The sequence below is a fragment of the Shewanella sp. 1311 genome (assembly GCF_059338235.1).
Map to the genome: position 1 here is coordinate 4,533,633 of NZ_CM181686.1, position 17,931 is coordinate 4,551,563.

Below are 17,931 nucleotides of genomic sequence, written 5' to 3' on the forward strand. Positions count from 1 at the left end.
TAGAGCGGATGTGGTGAGCTTCAGTTAGGGTCTGATAGCGAGTTATTCTTTTGACTGTTAAGAGACTCAATTTGGCAGTTGATGACCTTTAAAGTAACTAGCACTATTTATTAGGGACTGAACAGAACTAAATACCTAGCGTTAAATAGCGTCTATCAGCTTGCTTGGCGTCTTTGCATCACTTTTAATGCACACTTACACAGTTTACCTTTTAGAGCGGGACAGCCACCGCAGGGAGACTTTTTAAAAGGACGTAATGCAAAGCTGCGTTCTGTGGGTAAAGGAGTGAGCCGAGTAATCATAGTCGATGAAAATGTTGCATCATTAGCGGCAATAAACTTAGCCTTTGCCAGTTTTAACTGTTTCTTGAGTGCGGATTTATTGCTATGGGCAAATTCTTGTTGTGAAATATGTTTCGTGAGTAATTTGGTGAGGTGCTTACGCTGAGCTTTTTTATTCGTCAAAGATTTATCAGTCAGTGTGTTCAGATGAGATAAGGATGGAATCGCTTTTCCTGAACTTGGAACAGATCTCGGCTGTGTTTTGAGTAACTTTTTAGCTTGTTTTTTACACCACTTGCTCAAAAGTTTATCGATATTCTGTTTCGTCATTGTCGTTACTGAATTCTGCAGCGTGAGATACTTCAGTATTCTAAATGAAAACTATTATCAGTCAAGTTGTGGGCGAAAAATATACTAAGGTCAAGTGTCGGCTTTATCTGCGGAATAAGGGGATACGTTGGCGTCGATACAGGTCAATAATAAGCGTAAATCAAATTCAAACTGGTGATAATCCGGCTCCATATGAGTACACAAATTATAGAAAGCCTTGTTGTGATCTTTTTCTTTTAAATGGGCTAATTCGTGTACAACGACCATACGCAATAAGGGTTCCGGTACACGCTTCAAACGTGAAGATATGCGAATTTCGTTCTTAGCTTTGATTTTATTGCCTTGAACTCGCGCGACGTAGGAATGTAAGCCAAGTGCATGATGACTAATGTTAATTTTGTCATCGAAGATCACTTTCGAGAGTGGTGACGACTGGCGTAAAAATTGGTTTTTAATCGCTTGGGTGTAGTCGTACAGCGCTTTATCGCTGCGAACGCTATGTATGACAGGATGACGTTTCAACAGTAGCTTAGGTAATGTGCCAGCATCGAGATGTTGCTGTACCTGCTGTTGAATATCTGGGCTGTAACCGCTTAAGTATTTTAATGGATTCATAGGGAATTTGGCTCCGAATGACTTCGGAGCCTGAGTCATCGCATTACTTAAACTTTGCCGAAAATACGGCGATTTTGCTGGGCGTAAGCGGCTTCGAAAGCTAACTGCTGCACTTTTTTAAGATCTAAACTATCGAAATCAACCTGTGGTGGATTGCGCTTGTTTTGCTCTTTGATAGTGACAGGAGACAGTAAGCTGACAGGTAATTCACCTAATTGAATCGCGGCTTCAAGTTTAAAACTTGTGGCTGAGCCCGCCAATTTACCTTTTTGTTCACGTTCAATGATGACAACTTCATCAACGCGATAATCTTGCATAAGCTTATGAAAAGCGAAGTGAAACTCACGAATAGCTTCTGTGGTAGCAGATTGGGAAACGGTGAAAGACACCTTACGGCATTCTGGCACATTGAAGGTTTCACCTTCATAGCTCAATAAACTGATAATGGCTTCGCCACCTTTTAATTCAACACCACAAACTCTCATGTTACACCTTCAAAATATCGATAATAGCGCTATTGTAGCTGGAAATGACGTGAGGATCAGTGTTTACCCTGCGCTTTTGATTCGCTTGGCGACAGACTGATGCGCTTAGTGCGTCAATTCCCAGTATTCGATCAGCCAATGTGTTGTGTATCAGAAATAAAATCTGATGTTAAATCCACCGGCATGTATGCTTTAATTTGTTCTAAACTTCTTCTGTATCATTGTCTTGCAGTAATTTCGCCGCAGCAGGCTTTTTACGCATTGGTGCATCGCCAATGTCCACGCCCGTGATAAAACGCTTATCCCGTGAAGGCGCCGGTGTGGCTGCTTTAGTTCTTTTGCTCTTACCTTTAGCAAGCTCGGCTTTAGCAACACGTTTTGCTGGTGTCTGTTTGGCTTTGCTTTTTAGACCACTAAATTTAGCTTCTAGACCTGGAATCGTACTGATCTCAAAGGTCTTTCTAAGGAACACTTGGACTTTCTTAAAGTTGTCCCAATCTTTAGGTCCGACGAGCGATATCGCATCACCTTTCGCGCCAGCACGGCCAGTACGGCCGATACGATGCACGTATTCCTCGGCAAATTTAGGCATGTCGAAGTTGACGACCAAAGACACATTGAGCAAATCCAAACCACGAGAGGCAACATCGGTTGTCACTAGGACTTGTTGTTGGCCACGGGCAAATTGGTCCATGATTTGGTTTCGTGCGGCTTGCTTTAAATCACCGCTGAGTGCGGCGGTTGCAAAACCTTGCGCAGTTAATTTAGCGGCTAAGCGTTCTGTATCTGGGCGCGTCGCAGTAAAGATGATCACTTGCTTGTGGGTTTCATCTTTAAGTAAACGGGCTAATAACGCTTCTTTATGGTCTAAGTGGTCACATAAGAAGATGCGTTGGTGAATGTCGTTATGCTCAGAGTGAGCCGCGCCAATCGCCACGTGCGCTGGATTTTTTAGCAGCGTTGCCGCGATATCATTGATTTCGTCATGATCTAACGTGGCAGAAAACATCAGCGTTTGACGACGTTTATGATCGGCAGCATCGTTGATGGCTTTCAACTGCGGGGCAAAGCCTAAATCTAACATGCGGTCGGCTTCATCGAGCACGAGTAACTCTAACCCATTCAGGAATAAATGTTTTTGCTCTAAATGATCGGCGATACGGCCCGGCGTCGCGACAATAAAATGCGGTTCTTTCGCTAGGGCTTTCGCTTGATCGTTAAAGTTTTCACCGCCTAGAACGCTGATGGCCTTGTATTGGGTGTTGGCGACCAGCAGGCGAAGCTGACTATACACTTGATGTGCTAGTTCGCGGGTCGGTAATAAAATCAATACTCTAGGATCGCGTTTTGACAGTGAGCGGGTAGAAATGACTCTTTGCAATGCGGGTAACAAAAACGCTAAGGTTTTACCTGAGCCTGTTTTTGATGACGCCATTAAATCTTTACCTGCCAATGCGATAGGCAGTGCTTGTTCCTGGATGGCGGTGGGTTCTGTGATCCCCATATGTTTTATGCTTTGAAGCAGACGCTGGTCCAGAGAAAAATCGGTAAATTGCAAAGGTATATCCCCTAAATCTTAGTAAGGGCAGATTATAGCCTTAATCGCCCTAACTCAGCTATCCACATCGGTGATTATCTCTGCTTCACGCGTTGATTTATCGCGAAAGTGTGCCATTTACACTTAGTTGCCTGCATTTGTTTACATTGATGTTACAAGTACTTAATTGCCTTGGTTTCACCAATTGACACTGGATATGAAATGATTTTACGTTATCGTGTAGTGGATTGAGCAACAGGAGAATGATTTATGGCTAACGGAACAACCCCTTCGGTTGGTATTGCCTTGGGCAGTGGCGCTGCGAAAGGTTGGGCACACATTGGCGTGTTGAATGGCCTTGCCGCCATGGGGATCAAACCCGATAAAGTTGCGGGATGTTCGGTGGGCGCTTTAGTGGGTGCCGCGTACGCCCATGACCATTTACCTGAATTAGAAGAATGGGTTCGGAGTTTCTCTAGCTGGGACGTACTTGGCTTGATGGACATTCGATGGCGTAAAGGCGGTCTTATCGGCGGTGATAAAGTATTTGATGTGCTGCAAGCTCGAATAGGGGATGTGAATATTGAGAACCTCAATCGTCCCTTTGCGGCGGTTGCGACCGACTTGTACTCCGGGCAGGAGATTTGGTTTACTGAAGGGGATTTACGTCAAGCGGTGCGGGCTTCTTGCTCTATGCCGGGGATTTTGGCGCCTGTGAGACAAGGTGACCGCTGGCTTGTCGATGGTGCTGTGGTGAATCCAGTGCCTGTTTCTGTTAGCCGTGCCATGGGTGTCGATGTGGTGATCGCTGTGGATTTATATGGTTATCATTCTGGTCGCATCCAAGTATTACCTGTGAGCATGACGAGCCAAAAAAACGTTGAAGCTGAAATGGATATGTCAGCGCGACAAGAAACTGGATTTATGGATTTGTTTGCCCGTGGCCGAGATTATGTCAGCAATCTGACCGATAATTTTTCACTTGGCACTAAATCGAATCCTGGCATGATCGCTGTAATGTCGCAATCTATGGGCATTTTAGAGCAAAGACATAAACGGGCACGCTTGATGGGCGATCCGCCAGATATTTGTATTGTGCCTGAGGTTGGCAATATCGGCACTATGGAGTTTCACCGTGCTGATGAGGCGATTGCCGCTGGTGAAGCTGCTGTGGAGAAGGTGGCTCACTTGATTGAAGCTGCACTGTGGAAGGGCTAAAACGTTAAAAGATAAACAGTTGACTATCAAATAGAAAAAGTCGGTATAACTCGCGTTATACCGACTTTTTGCTATCTAAAACTGAGCATTTATGTCGCTTTGATGGCGAGTTACGCTAATTTCACCAACATTTTACCGCGATTCTTACCTTCAAACAGACCGATAAAGGCATCAGGTGCTTGTTCAAGCCCTTGATAAATGGTTTGTTCAGCTTTGACTTTACCTTCAGCTAACCATTGAGCCATTTTCACGGCAAACTCAGGATAATGCGCCCAATGTTCGGATACGATAAAACCTTCTAACTTAAGTTTACGCATCACTATCAGGGCCAAGTTGTCTGGACCAGGTGTTGGCGCTGTGTCGTTATACTGCGAAATCATACCGCAAACGGCGATACGACCATGATCTTTCATATTGCTCAGCGCTGCGGCTAAATGCTCGCCACCGACGTTTTCAAAGTACACATCAATCCCTTCTGGCGCGGCTTTTGTGAGCGCTTGGGTGAGATTGCCACAGGTTTTGTAATTGATGATGGCATCAACACCATAGCTTCGCAGCAATTCCGCTTTTTCGTCTGAACCCACTGAGGCGATTACGCGAGCACCCATCAGTTTACCAATCTGGCAAGCAACACTGCCGACGGCGCCTGATGCGGCAGAAACAAACAGGGTTTCACCTGCTTTTAAATCTGCGATGCGAGTCAGTCCCGTCCACGCTGTCATGCCCGGCATACCAAGCACGCCGAGGAAATGTGAACTGTCTAATTCGGTTTGCGGCAGAGCGGTCAGTCCAGCCGTGTCAGTGACAGCGTGCTCGCGCCAACCTAACATGCTGCTGACTTTAGTGCCTACTGGGAAATCACTGTTTTTAGACGCGATAACTTCACCAATCGAGCCGCCTTCTAAGACTTGATTCAGGGCGAAGGGCGGAACATAACTCTTACGATCTACCATGCGGCCGCGCATATAAGGGTCGACCGACATCCACAGGTTTTTTATCAACACTTGCCCATCGGCGAGCGGTGCTAAGGGATTATTTACTAAAGCAAAGTTTTCTGCCGTAGGCATGCCTTCAGGGCGACTGGCTAAATGGATTTCACGGGTTTCGGTAATAGTGCTATTCATAGAAAATTAACCTTTTGTTTGTGCGCAAACTAACTGCGTCAACTGTACGTGGCTTCATGACACAATGCAAATACTTTGCGCGCAAACTAGATGCGATGGGGCGGATCGGATAAGATAGCGCTATGTTTGAATGACAGGCGCTTAAACGTGCAAAATTGTTTATCTCACCCAGAGCTCGGATCTACAGAGCAGAGTCAAAACCCAGAGCTACAAAACCCAGAGTCACAAAGCCTAGCGCCAAGGGATGCACTGTGTTTATCTGATAATGTGTGCTTCGCGTTATATTCCGCGAGTAATGCCTTAGTGCGCGCTTATCGTCCTTTACTAGAGGCATACGAGTTAACTTTCCCTCAATATCTGGTGATGCAAACCCTGTGGCGTCAAAATGGCTGCAGTCAAACCCAGCTATCGGCGGCGACTAAGCTCGATATGGGGACGCTAACGCCTATCGTTAAGCGGTTAGAGGTAAAAGGCTTGATCACGCGTTTGGCCTGCGTTGAAGATGAGCGGAAAAAATTGATCACTCTGACGGCTCAGGGAGAGGCGATTAAGCATGAAGCCCTAGCCTTGAAACAAACTTTGCTGAATAAAGTGCAGATGGATGCCGAGGCACTCGATTTACTGAGGCGGCAATGTCTTGCCCTTATTAAAGATTTACAGTCCTAGAGATAAAGCTACTGGTGCTGTTCGCTACCCGAAAATTCAGGCTCTGCACAGATTAATACTTGATTGGCTTAGTTTTTGCTTTAAAACCGTCATTGAGTCTTAGACGCCGAATTTTTGACGATGAATTCTATTTTAAATGCCTTCAATCTTAATCGCAGCAGTACCAGTATCGCCGATGCCTATGGTGCCAATAGCCAAAAGACGAGTACGGCCAAAACCGATGCGACCACTGAGACCAAGAAAACTCAGACGGATGCCGCTAAACCCGACGCGGGTAAAGCCGATGAGATAGCGCTGTCGCCACGGGCGCAACGTGCACAGAAAATTCAGTCGATGGCGAAGGATTTTTTTGCCGATGGCAAATTTGGTGTCGCCGATATTCCCGCATTAGTGTCACGTTTACAAAAAGACGGCATTTTATCGGACGTGCAACTCGACCGTTTATCAAAAAACGGTATTACAGTTCCGAGCACAACCACGTCGAGTAAGCAGTCGCTGCAAGATTTCTTAGATGATGAGCTCAAATCATTAGCCAAAAAATCACCGAACAACCCCCTGATTAATACTTTGGTCGATGCGAAAAACGTTTTGACCAATATGGATGATGCTCAGTCGCCGGTGCTCGCCCAAAAAGCCACCAAAGTCCTTGGCCAATTAACGGATTATTTGAATTCCGAGCCACCGCTAACAGATGCTCAAAAACAGCAATGGCAGGGGCTTAAATCTATGATGCAACTCGCTTCATCTATGGGCTCGCATCAGTCGGCATCGGGCCAACTCAGTAGTTATCTTGCACTCGCTAAGCGTTAATCTTGAGTTATGGTGCTTGAGCATCACTGATTTCAGGCATCAACTAGCTGGGTTTAATCAGCAGGTCAAGGCGCAATTTTCAGATAATTGGGCCTAGCTGCAGTTCTGGTTTGTTCTTTTATTTCATCCTAAAAACTATGATCTGGATCATGGACGCCTCACCGTCGTTGTAGCCTAATGCTCTACATATTGTGTTTTATGATTTTAAAATCACTAGATGTAGTGTTAATTTTTAGGCGAGATGGAGAGGAACTGAACAATGCCAGTCGTAATTAAGCGTGATGGTTGCCGCACACCTTTTGATGAAACAAGGATACGGGATGCAGTGAATGCCGCTGCAAACTCAGTTGGAATAGAGGATGGCGACTATGCAGCGACAGTGGCAGCGTGTATCAGTCAAAGCGTTGCGACCTTAACCGAAGTTGATATCCATCATCTACAGGATGCGGTGGAGAATTTACTGATGGAAGGGCCGTATAAGTCCTTGGCGCGGGTGTATATCGAATACCGTCACGACCGAGATGTGTGCCGTGAAGCGACCAGTAAATTAAACCTCGAAATCCGTGGTTTAGTCGAGCAAAGCAATGCGGCGTTACTCAATGAAAATGCCAATAAAGATTCGAAAGTTATCCCAACTCAGCGGGATTTGCTCGCGGGCATAGTCGCCAAACATTATGCCAAGAGTCATATCTTGCCAAAGGACGTGGTTGCTGCCCATGAAGCGGGGGAGATCCACTACCACGACTTAGATTACTCGCCTTTTTTCCCGATGTTTAACTGTATGCTGATTGATTTGGCTGGTATGTTGACCCATGGCTTTAAAATGGGAAATGCCGAAATTGAAACCCCTAAGTCTATATCAACGGCGACAGCCGTCACCGCGCAGATCATTGCCCAAGTGGCGAGCCATATTTATGGCGGCACGACCATTAATCGTATCGACGAAGTGTTAGCGCCATTTGTTGCTAAGAGCTACGACAAACATTACCAAATCGCCCTGAATTGGAAGATCACCGACGCCAAAGCTTTTGCCACGGCGCAAACTGAAAAAGAATGTCACGATGCATTTCAGTCTTTGGAGTATGAAGTTAATACCTTGCATACCGCCAACGGCCAAACACCGTTCGTGACCTTTGGCTTTGGGTTAGGCACATCATGGGAATCCCGCTTAATTCAGCAATCTATGCTGAAAGTACGGATGGCGGGATTAGGTAAAAATCGCAAGACGGCAGTTTTCCCTAAGTTAGTGTTTGCGATTCGCGATGGCATTAATCACAAGACTGGCGATTGCAATTACGATGTCAAACAGATGGCACTCAAATGCGCAACTATGCGCATGTATCCCGACATTCTCAATTACGAGCAAGTCGAGAAAGTCACAGGTTCATTTAAAACTCCAATGGGTTGCCGCAGCTTTTTAGGCACCTACGAGGAAAATGGCGAACTTGTGCATGAAGGGCGCAATAATCTCGGGGTAGTGAGCTTAAACCTACCGCGAATTGCCTTGGAAGCTAAGGGTGATGAAGCGGAATTTTATCGTCTTTTAGATGACAGATTAGTCTTAGCCCGTAAAGCGCTGGATACTCGCATTGAGCGACTCAATGGCGTTAAAGCCCGTGTGGCACCTATCCTCTATATGGAAGGCGCCTGTGGAGTACGTTTACGTGCCGATGATGATGTCTCTCAAATCTTTAAAAATGGTCGCGCTTCGATTTCACTCGGTTACATTGGCCTGCATGAAACCATGAATGCACTCTATGGCACCCAAACCCATGTATTTGACGATGCACAATTAAGGGACAAAGCCGTCGCTATTGTTGCCTATCTTAAAGCCGCCACGGATGCGTGGAAGGCTGAAACAGGTTATGGCTTTAGCCTGTATAGCACGCCAAGTGAGAGTCTCTGCAGCCGTTTTTGTAAACTGGATGCGAAGCAATTTGGCCTAGTCACAGGCGTGACAGACAAGGGCTATTACACTAATAGTTTCCACCTTGATGTGGAAAAAAGCGTTAACCCCTACGATAAAATTGATTTTGAACAGCCATATCCCGCAATTGCGAACGGCGGCTTTATTTGTTATGGCGAATATCCCAACATGCAGCATAACCTCGAAGCGCTGGAAAACGTGTGGGATTATAGTTATAGCCGCGTGCCTTACTATGGCACGAACACGCCAATCGACGAATGCTATGACTGTGGCTTTACTGGCGAATTTAGCTGTACTAGTAAAGGGTTCACTTGCCCTAAGTGCGGCAACCATGAGCCAAGTCGGGTGTCAGTGACGCGCCGAGTGTGCGGTTACTTAGGCAGCCCAGATGCGCGACCCTTTAATTATGGTAAACAGGAAGAAGTAAAACGTAGGATCAAACACTTGTAACACTATTATTTTATTCTGCTTGTTAGACTTATTCCGTGGCATCACGTGGCATCAAATCAAATAGTGCCATGGGATAAGTCCCAATGTTAAAAGATGAAATGCACTATGAAGTACTATCAATGAATTACCATCAATATTTCCCTATCGATGTGGTCAATGGCCCTGGTACCCGTGCGACCTTGTTTGTCTCTGGCTGCGAGCACCAGTGCCGTGGTTGTTACAATCAAAGTACTTGGGATCCCCGTTCTGGGCATGTGTTTGATAGGACGATGGAAGATAGGATGATTGCCGATCTCAATGACAAGCGGATTGTACGCCGTGGTTTATCGCTCTCGGGGGGCGATCCTTTATTGCCTGTCAATCTCAGTGCCATTTTGGCGCTCGTCAAACGAGTCAAGAGCGAGTGTGCAGGTAAAGATATTTGGCTGTGGACGGGTTATGTGCTTGATGAGTTGAGTGATGAACAGCGCGCCGTGTTGGCCTATATTGATGTACTGGTGGATGGCAAATTTGAACAAAGTCTTGCCGATCCAAGTCTCGTATTCCGCGGTAGCAGCAATCAGATCATTCGTTTGTTATAAAAGCGGTAACGAGGATCTGTAACTTGCTGCTATAATCTCAGGCCTTGACACAGACGCTAGCATAATCAGGCTAAGATTTTACTGTGGCTAACTTAGGTAATTTAAGGTAACAGAATGAATTTAAAGCAAGAACTGCAGCAGCTTAACGATAAATTAGATAAATTTCGTCGTAAACTTGCTGCGGCTGAACAAAGAGGCGATGACGTCATTATTGCCCAGTTCAAGCGCGAAATCGCTGCAGTCACTAAGCAAATTGGCAGTGTGAAAGGCCAACAAACCCGCTTATTGAATAAGCAAGGTTCAGATATCAAAGGTTTGTCTTTCCATCGCGCTTTGACTAAAGATGAACAAGCGGACATGGGCAAACTGAAAAAGTCTGTCAAAGGTCTTGTGGTGATCCACCCTATGACGGCTATCGGCCGTGAAATGGGGCTAAAGGAAGTCACTGGATACGCGCCCGCAAAATTTTAATGTGGGTTAGGCTGTCACTGACACGGGATCGAGTGTCGATCGCGTGTTTGTGCGCCTAGTACTTTATGCACAGCTTCGTTTTAATCCATTCCTTCGTGCTGCCCATCGAAAATGACATTCATGTTTGGTTTAGTTGATTAAAACACTAAAGTATTTCTTGATTGTTCAAAAACACTTTAGAATAGTGCGCTTAGTTGGCTAAGTGCCTAATCCTCGTTTGTTTCTAGGGATCTTATTCGTCTCATGGAATGAGAGTTGTCGTTAAGGTTAAGTATGTCGATAAAATATGTCGCAACGTCAAAGTTACCCACTCCTTGGGGCGTGTTTGCCATGCATGGTTTTGAAGATACAGAATCAGGCAAAGAGCATGTTGCGCTCACATTCGGTACGCTCAGTGCGGATGAACCTGTGTTGGGTCGAATTCATTCCGAGTGTTTAACTGGCGATGCGTTATTTAGCTTGCGTTGTGACTGTGGTTTTCAGTTACAAGCGGCGATGCAAAATATTGCGGAAACGGGCAGTGGCTTTATCCTCTATTTGCGCCAAGAAGGCCGTGGCATTGGTTTGTTGAATAAAATCCGCGCCTACGAGCTGCAAGATAAAGGTGCCAACACAGTTGAAGCCAACGAGCAACTGGGCTTCGAAGCCGATATGCGTAAATACGACATGATCAAACCTATGCTGGAACAGATAGGCGTGAAGCATGTGCGTTTGATGACCAATAACCCTCGTAAAGTGAAAGCAATGAAGGAGTTTGGCATCGAAGTGGTTGAGCGCGTACCGCTGCAAGTTGGTAAGAATCGTTACAACGAAGCCTACTTAAAAACCAAATCCACTGAGCTTGGACACATGATGTCTGAATATCATTTTATGGATGAAAATAAGTAGCTTTGTATTTATGATAGGTCGACCGATTGAGTCAGAAATGAGTAAGGTTTAAGTCAATTGAGCCATTTTTTCAGTCGGTTGCCATTATGTTTGTCGTTAACTTGCTTAGTATTTCTGAGCATTGTTCCTGCCGTTTTCGCCAATAGTGCATCCCCCGCCAATACGTTTACACCTGCGACACTTACATCTGCGTCTCAAGCAAATGATGCTGGCGTGTCTGTTGATCCTGTTTCTATCAGTCACGTGCCTAGCAGTAATGCCAATGGCAGCAATCCGATAGAGTTGAGCAGTAATCCCAATTCTGTTTATGCCTTTGGCAGTTATCTCGGCACTGGTGTGTATCGCGCCGCTAACCAAAATGCGACCGTGGTCAGTATTCCGTTAAGTTTTGATTTAAAGAAAGATAGCGGAAGCCAGACTTGGTTACGTTTACCTATCTCCTTTGGCTTTTTTGATTATTTAGCCAAAGATATCACCGAAGGCGAGTTACCGTCGTCGATAGGCACTATGACCATTACCCCAGGTTTTGAGCACCACTGGCAGGCGAGCGAAAACACTCGAATGGAAGGGTATTTAGATATCGGTTTTGGTACTAACTTCGATAAAAACGATAACGTTGCCATTATCGCCTCTGGGATCAGTAGCTTGTATGATTTTACCCTAGCTGGGCAAGATGCGGTGTGGGTGTCGAGATTACGTTTCGCTGGGTACAGTGAGCACTATGGCAAGTTTGCCGATCAATTTGCGGTGTTACAAACTGGCGTGGATTTAGGATTAGCGCCGCGGTGGCAATGGTGGGATCTGCAGGTGCAACCAAGGATCTTTGCTGTGGGTTATTGGTATTTCAATGAGCTCAGATTTATCAGCGAGATAGAGCAAGATACCATAGTTTCAGGCAGTTATGAGGCTGGTTTTTCCCTCGCGTTTTCTAAGCCCCTTGGGGGCGAATTGCTGGGTGTTGATCGTATTGGATTCAGCTATCGCCGTGGTGATGGATTGAACATTTGGCGTTTGATGTTCAGTTTTCCTATCTAAGTAGGGTCAACTAGACGGCTTGAATATATAAACCACTTGAACATGTCGATGTTGTGAACATGGGTTAGCTTAGCGCAGTATCATCACCGCTTAATTTAAGCCGATTCCTTTTTTTGGGCTTCGCGCATCTTCTTCTCAGTCAAGGTTGCTATCTGACTACTCAGCTGCATTATTTGTTCTTGGATCATCTTACGTTGCTGATCTGCGGTCTCTGAGTCATCATTTTCAAGCTTGGCCAACATTTCTTGGAGTGCCTTGATTTGCTCTTTTATTTTTTGGATCTGCTGATCAATTAACGTCATGGGTTCTTCTGATGAGGCATTGTCGACTTCATTCTTTTTGGCTGAGGCTTTGTCTCTTAAGGTTGCGCCCACATCTGCGGATAAAGCTGCGCGGCCCGCATTAGAAATGGAGACAGTGTCTTGGCTATCTTGTGAGTCAGCGGACTCACTATTCGCTGTTTGTGTTGCGGCTGGTGTCGCTGCGATATATGCGCTTGATATGGCGGTGAAAGCAGAGCCAGTTGCGCTACTGTTTATTCCATTAATGTTCATTTAACACTCCATTGATGCAAACTGCGTTGATACTCAAGTCACTATAACAGTCGGTATCGGCCATAGATTTGAAAACTGAAGTCAATTTTGGGTTGTTCAGCTAAAAAGTGTGCAAGCTATTGGTTCAAAATTCGATAAGTGAGCGCTATTCGCCGCAAATAGATCCGTGAAAATCGATTAGTAATAGATTCATCACGACAATACAGCCCTTATTTTAGGGCTGTTTACGTTTTATGGCTGCAGAGGCGAAGATTAATTATTGCCCCAAATATGACTGTTTACTGTGCCATCTGAGCTGGGTTTATCACTTTTAGCCGGCTTTTCAGGAGCGGTTTGAGTGGGCTTTTTAGTCGCGACTTTTGCCGCAGGCTTTTTAGCGGTTTGACTCGCTTCGGCTTTAGGTGGCGGTAACGGTAATTTGTTGGCTCTTAAATAAAGATATTCGACTTTATCTCGCGCCCACTCTGTTTTTCTTAAAAAACGTAAACTGGATTTGATGCTGGGATCGTGGGTAAAACAGCGGATATTAATTCTCTCACCTAATTCTTCCCAGCCGTATTTCTCGACTAAGTAAGTGATGATCGTTTCCAGTTTAATGCCGTGGAGCGGGTTATTCGATTGATTCATATTATGCATGTTGCAGTGTGCTATGGCGGGAGTATAGCAGTTTTGTATGCCTGATACAGTGTGCAATGGTATCGAGTCAAGCCTGAATACCTTGCTAGCGTAAACCTGCGATAGCTATTATTGATGGAGCAGTATGATCAAAACAGGCGCAATAAAGCGCCTGTTTTAGCTTGGTCATTCGGACTGTTTTACTAGTCTTTGACTGTTTCTTTAAGCTCAGTTTCTACCGGTAAATCAATCTCACCTTTACCTTTACCTTTACCTTTGGTTTTAACAATCAACAGCGCTGTAATCACTAAGGTGGTGACCACGCCCGCTATGGTTGATACCGTCATCGGTAAGCCTGCACCTAAGGTTGACGAGTTCAGCAGGAAGGTGATGACCACTGTGGTCATAAACATCGCTGGAATAGTCGCAATCCAATGCAGTTTGTTATGGCGTAACAAGTAAGCCGAAGCCGTCCACAGCATTAATACCGCGGTGGTTTGGTTTGCCACACCGAAGTAGCGCCAAATGACACCAAAATCCACTTGAGTCAACATACCGCCGATAACAAACAGTGGGAGAGCTAACACTAAGCGTTTTGGCAGTGAGATTTGTGGCATGTTGAAAAATTCAGCCAGAATCAAACGCGCAGAGCGGAAAGCCGTATCACCTGAAGTAATCGGCAGAATAATTACACCTAGGATAGCCATAAAGCCACCGACAGCGCCTAACAGACCAGTAGAAGCCTCATAGACCACGTTGGCAGGGTTGCCTGACATGCCCGCACTTAAGCCTTCAACACCGCCGAAGTATGACAATGCAATCGCACACCAAAGCAGTGCAATAATGCCTTCGCCAATCATAGCGCCAAAGAAGACGAAGCGACCATTGGTTTCGTTTTCAACGCAGCGTGCCATTAATGGTGATTGAGTTGCATGGAAACCCGATACCGCGCCACAGGCGATGGTGATGAATAGCGCAGGCCAAAGTGGCATGTCATTTGGATTTAAGTTTTGGAAGAAATCGCCCGCTTGCACGTTCGGCAGTAAGGTGTGCTCGCTTGATAGGATAATCGCGAAAGCCAGACCGAACGACATGAAGAACAGTAAAGCGCCAAAGAAGGGGTACAGACGACCGATAATTTTATCGACTGGCACCACAGTTGCGATCAGGTAGTAGACGAAGATAATGCCGACGAAAATACTGACGTCCCAACCGGTAAGCTTGCCCAGTAAACCTGCAGGCGCAGAGATAAAGACCACACCAACCAGCAATAACAGCACGATAGCAAACACGTTCATGAAGTGTTTGGCACTCTTTCCTAAATATTTACCCGCAAGGTTTGGCACAGATTGGCCGCCGTTGCGCACTGACAACATGCCAGAGAAGTAGTCATGCACGGCACCCGCAAAGATACAGCCAACCACAATCCACAACATGGCCGCAGGACCATAGAGAGCACCTAAGATAGGACCAAAGATTGGGCCTACGCCTGCGATGTTTAATAATTGAATTAAATAGACTTTACCCTTAGACATAGGCACAAAGTCGACGCCATCAGTTTGAGCGAAAGCGGGTGTTTGACGATTAGCGTTAATGCCGAAGACTTTCTCGACAAAGGCGCCATAGATAAAGTAGCCGCCGATCAGCAGACCGACACAGAGTAGGAACCACATCATTTTTGTTATCTCCCCATTTGAGTTCTGGCGAGTGTAAACAAGTTTTTGATATAAAACTTCGCAATCTCAATGAGTGGTCGAAAATGCAGGGTGAGCGGTAATAGGTGGGCTTGAGTGGTTGCAATCGTATGTTAACGGCGGGTGTTGTTAGCCATCTTATGGTTAAAAACATGCCGTTAAGATGGCTTTTCCTTGAGTTATTGGAAGCCGAACAGCTGCTTAAGGCTCTTTAGGTAGCGCCGTGATACGGGCACTTTATCCCCCGAATGGGTGGTGACTTCGGCGCCCGTGTCTAACAGCTCAATTTCGGCAATCGCCTTAGGTGAAATCAAATACTGCCGATGGCAGCGCACCAGTGGGGTTTTTTCTTCAAACACTTTTAAGGTCAATTGGGTATGGACTTTGCCTTTCGTACTGGCCACATGAATGCCGCTTAAATCACTGAACACATATTCCACATCTTGGATTGCAATCACCTTGAGTTTATTGCCGCTGTAACAGGGAATATGTTCCAGACGCTTTGGGGTAATGGGATCCATAATTTGAGGCGTCAGATTTTTACGCACCCGAGTGAGGGTTTTACTAAGTCTCTCGGCATCTATCGGTTTAAGCAAATAATCGAAGGCATGGTTATCGAAGGCCTTGACGGCAAACTCGTCGTAAGCGGTAACAAACACAATTTTCGGCATGTTATCAGGGTCGAGCATAGCGATAAGTTCCATGCCCGAAATGCGCGGCATTTGGATATCGAGAAAAATTAACTGAGGTTTTTCTTTGGCTATGCTTTGCAACGCCTCGATGGCATTAGCGCATTGACCAACAATTTCAATGTCGTGTTCTTGCCCCAAAAGATCGGCTAATTCTTCACGAGCAAACAGTTCATCATCAACAATTAAACAAGTGATCACGTGCGGGTGTCCATATTGGATATCTCAGGTCTTTCTATGGGTAATCTTATGGTGACACGAGTCAATTCATCGGCTTCGCATTCCACAGTGACACCATATTGCTCGCCAAAAATATTTTGAATGCGTTTATGCACTAAGTTCATCCCTAGGCCTTCAGAGCCCTCAACGGGCTGATATAATCCGGCATTGTCTGTGACTTCTAATTCCAGCACATCATTTTCGAGCTTGCCCGTCACTTTGATCTGCCCTTGCTCTATCATGTGCGAAGTGCCGTGCTTTACGGCATTCTCAATAATCGGCTGCAGGGTAAAGGCCGGTACTTTGCAGTGGTAGAGTGATTCAGGTATCGCGATACTGACTTGTAATTTATCAATAAAACGCGCTTTTTCAATGGTGAGATAGGATGCGATGTGATCTAGCTCATCCCCAAGCGTCACTAAGCCTGTCGTTCGCTTTAAATTGATCCGTAAAAATTGAGATAACTGCTGCAGCAACTGCTTAGACATATCGGGATCGCGCTTGATAATCGCGCTAATGGTATTGAGTGCATTGAACAGAAAGTGTGGATTAACCTGCGCTTGCAGTAATTTTAATTCGGCTTGAGTCAGCAGATTTTGCTGTTGTTCAAACCGGCCATAAAGAATCTGGTTTGATAACAGACGCGCAATACCTTCACCTAAGGTGCGGTTAATATTCAAAAAAAGCTTATTTTTCGGCTCGTAGAGTTTAATGGTGCCAATGACTTCGGTATCACTGCGCAGTGGGATCACCAGACTCGACCCTAAGCGGCAGTTGCTTGAAATAGAACATGAATAGGGTATTTCAACGCCATCGGCAAACATGACTTTATTTTGATTGATTGCCTCTAAGGTGATCTTGGAAGAAATTGGCGTACCAGGCAGATGATGATCGGCGCCTATGCCAATAAAAGCCAACAGTTTTTCCCTGTCAGTGATAGCTACTGCGCCCACATTGGTTTCTTCTATGACGATTTTGGCGACACGGCTACTGCTTTCTTCGTTAAATCCTTTGGATAGGAGTCCGACACTGCGTTCGGCTATCTTTAATGCTTTAGTTGAAAAACTGGAGGAGAGTTTATCGAACATGGTTTTTTGGTCGCGGATCATGCTCATAAAGAGTGCCGCTCCCACTGAATTGACTAACAACATGGGCGGCGCGATTTGGCGCACTAATTCCCACGCATCATCGAAGGGGCGGGCGACCAGTAAGATGATGCTCATTTGCATCATTTCGGCATAAAAAGTCACTAGGCAAACGAGTATTGGATTGTAGATAAGCTCACTTTTACCCGCACGTCTTAAGTAGAAGCTTATCATCCCTGCGGATAAGCCTTCTAAGGTGGTGGAAATGGCGCAGGCTATTTCCGTAAAGCCGCCCATACTGTAGCGGTGAAGGCCACCTGTTAGTCCTACCAGAAAACCGGTAACGGGCCCGCCAAGTAATCCACCTAACACTGCGCCCATAGCACGGGTGTTGGCAATCGCGCCTGATGTTTGCTCACCAAAATAGGTGGCCATGATGCAGAAACTCGAAAAAATCAGATACATAAAAATCTTATGTGGCAGACGCGGGGAGGTTTCGGCAAACAGTTTAAACAGCGGCGTTTTACTGACTAAGTAAACGATCACTAAGTACAGCGACATCTGTTGGGTCAATAATAGGATTAAAGACATAATGGCTCACATTATCGTCACAGATGTCAGCGCAGTGGTATCAATTAGAAAGTCTGTGCGCGAGAT

18 protein-coding genes are annotated in these 17,931 nt (G+C 45.6%); 8 read left to right on the forward strand and 10 right to left on the reverse strand.

All coding sequences use genetic code 11. From position 1 onward, the window contains the following. Positions 1-155: 155 nt before the first annotated feature. From AC5YB3_RS19885 to AC5YB3_RS19900, 4 genes are all read right to left on the reverse strand, one after another. Positions 156-611: a hypothetical protein gene (locus tag AC5YB3_RS19885; protein ID WP_311989429.1), complete on the reverse strand. Its 456-nt coding sequence runs from the start codon at positions 609-611 to the stop codon at positions 156-158. A gap of 90 nt (positions 612-701) precedes the next feature. Continuing rightward, positions 702-1,226, reverse strand: a complete 525-nt coding sequence (locus AC5YB3_RS19890; protein WP_494526012.1) for a M48 metallopeptidase family protein — start codon at positions 1,224-1,226, stop codon at positions 702-704. 47 nt (positions 1,227-1,273) lie between these two features. Continuing rightward, positions 1,274-1,711: a DUF3010 family protein gene (locus AC5YB3_RS19895; RefSeq protein WP_006081174.1), complete on the reverse strand. Its 438-nt coding sequence runs from the start codon at positions 1,709-1,711 to the stop codon at positions 1,274-1,276. A gap of 202 nt (positions 1,712-1,913) precedes the next feature. Then, positions 1,914-3,269 carry a DEAD/DEAH box helicase gene (locus tag AC5YB3_RS19900; RefSeq protein ID WP_006087417.1) on the reverse strand — a complete coding sequence of 452 codons (1,356 nt, stop codon included), beginning with the start codon at positions 3,267-3,269 and terminating at the stop codon, positions 1,914-1,916. A 249-nt stretch (positions 3,270-3,518) separates the two neighbouring features. On the opposite strand from AC5YB3_RS19900, the gene rssA reads away from it, so the two are divergent. After that, positions 3,519-4,466, forward strand: coding sequence for a patatin-like phospholipase RssA (gene rssA, locus AC5YB3_RS19905; RefSeq protein WP_494526013.1), 948 nt, complete (start codon positions 3,519-3,521; stop codon positions 4,464-4,466). Between the two features lie 110 nt (positions 4,467-4,576). Here the strand turns inward: rssA and AC5YB3_RS19910 are convergent, their stop codons facing one another. Next, positions 4,577-5,590, reverse strand: a complete 1,014-nt coding sequence (locus tag AC5YB3_RS19910; RefSeq protein WP_494526014.1) for an NADP-dependent oxidoreductase — start codon at positions 5,588-5,590, stop codon at positions 4,577-4,579. Between the two features lie 147 nt (positions 5,591-5,737). Here AC5YB3_RS19910 and AC5YB3_RS19915 point away from each other — a divergent pair, with 147 nt between their 5' ends. The 7 genes from AC5YB3_RS19915 to AC5YB3_RS19945 all read left to right on the forward strand — a co-directional run bounded on the left by AC5YB3_RS19915 (position 5,738) and on the right by AC5YB3_RS19945 (position 12,418). Further along, a complete protein-coding gene (locus AC5YB3_RS19915; protein WP_494526015.1) occupies positions 5,738-6,256 on the forward strand; it encodes a MarR family winged helix-turn-helix transcriptional regulator in 519 nt (172 codons plus the stop codon). 120 nt (positions 6,257-6,376) lie between these two features. Beyond that, the gene (locus AC5YB3_RS19920) at positions 6,377-7,066 is read left to right on the forward strand and encodes a hypothetical protein (protein ID WP_494526016.1); all 690 of its coding nucleotides are present in this window, start codon (positions 6,377-6,379) and stop codon (positions 7,064-7,066) included. A gap of 259 nt (positions 7,067-7,325) precedes the next feature. Then, entirely contained in the window at positions 7,326-9,443 is a 2,118-nt protein-coding gene (gene nrdD / locus AC5YB3_RS19925) for an anaerobic ribonucleoside-triphosphate reductase (protein ID WP_006087421.1), read from the forward strand. Positions 9,444-9,562: 119 nt separating this feature from the next. After that, positions 9,563-10,024: an anaerobic ribonucleoside-triphosphate reductase-activating protein gene (gene nrdG, locus AC5YB3_RS19930; protein WP_494527202.1), complete on the forward strand. Its 462-nt coding sequence runs from the start codon at positions 9,563-9,565 to the stop codon at positions 10,022-10,024. A 114-nt stretch (positions 10,025-10,138) separates the two neighbouring features. Next, positions 10,139-10,495 (forward strand): YibL family ribosome-associated protein, encoded by a 357-nt coding sequence (locus AC5YB3_RS19935; protein ID WP_006081182.1) that lies wholly within the window; start codon positions 10,139-10,141, stop codon positions 10,493-10,495. A 273-nt stretch (positions 10,496-10,768) separates the two neighbouring features. After that, complete coding sequence (gene ribA / locus AC5YB3_RS19940) at positions 10,769-11,383, forward strand: GTP cyclohydrolase II (RefSeq protein WP_006087423.1); 615 nt, start codon at positions 10,769-10,771, stop codon at positions 11,381-11,383. 57 nt (positions 11,384-11,440) lie between these two features. After that, positions 11,441-12,418: a hypothetical protein gene (locus AC5YB3_RS19945; protein WP_347672558.1), complete on the forward strand. Its 978-nt coding sequence runs from the start codon at positions 11,441-11,443 to the stop codon at positions 12,416-12,418. A 95-nt stretch (positions 12,419-12,513) separates the two neighbouring features. On the opposite strand, the gene AC5YB3_RS19950 is transcribed toward AC5YB3_RS19945, so the two are convergent. From AC5YB3_RS19950 to AC5YB3_RS19970, 5 genes are all read right to left on the reverse strand, one after another. Further along, positions 12,514-12,972, reverse strand: coding sequence for a FlxA-like family protein (locus AC5YB3_RS19950; protein ID WP_006087425.1), 459 nt, complete (start codon positions 12,970-12,972; stop codon positions 12,514-12,516). A gap of 252 nt (positions 12,973-13,224) precedes the next feature. After that, positions 13,225-13,608 (reverse strand): VF530 family protein, encoded by a 384-nt coding sequence (locus AC5YB3_RS19955; RefSeq protein WP_006087426.1) that lies wholly within the window; start codon positions 13,606-13,608, stop codon positions 13,225-13,227. Between the two features lie 182 nt (positions 13,609-13,790). After that, positions 13,791-15,263, reverse strand: coding sequence for a carbon starvation CstA family protein (locus AC5YB3_RS19960; protein WP_494526017.1), 1,473 nt, complete (start codon positions 15,261-15,263; stop codon positions 13,791-13,793). Between the two features lie 197 nt (positions 15,264-15,460). Then, positions 15,461-16,171: a two-component system response regulator BtsR gene (gene btsR, locus AC5YB3_RS19965; RefSeq protein WP_006081188.1), complete on the reverse strand. Its 711-nt coding sequence runs from the start codon at positions 16,169-16,171 to the stop codon at positions 15,461-15,463. Next, positions 16,168-17,865, reverse strand: coding sequence for a LytS/YhcK type 5TM receptor domain-containing protein (locus tag AC5YB3_RS19970; RefSeq protein WP_494526018.1), 1,698 nt, complete (start codon positions 17,863-17,865; stop codon positions 16,168-16,170). The genes btsR and AC5YB3_RS19970 overlap by 4 nt, the downstream gene beginning before the upstream one ends. Positions 17,866-17,931: the final 66 nt, after the last annotated feature.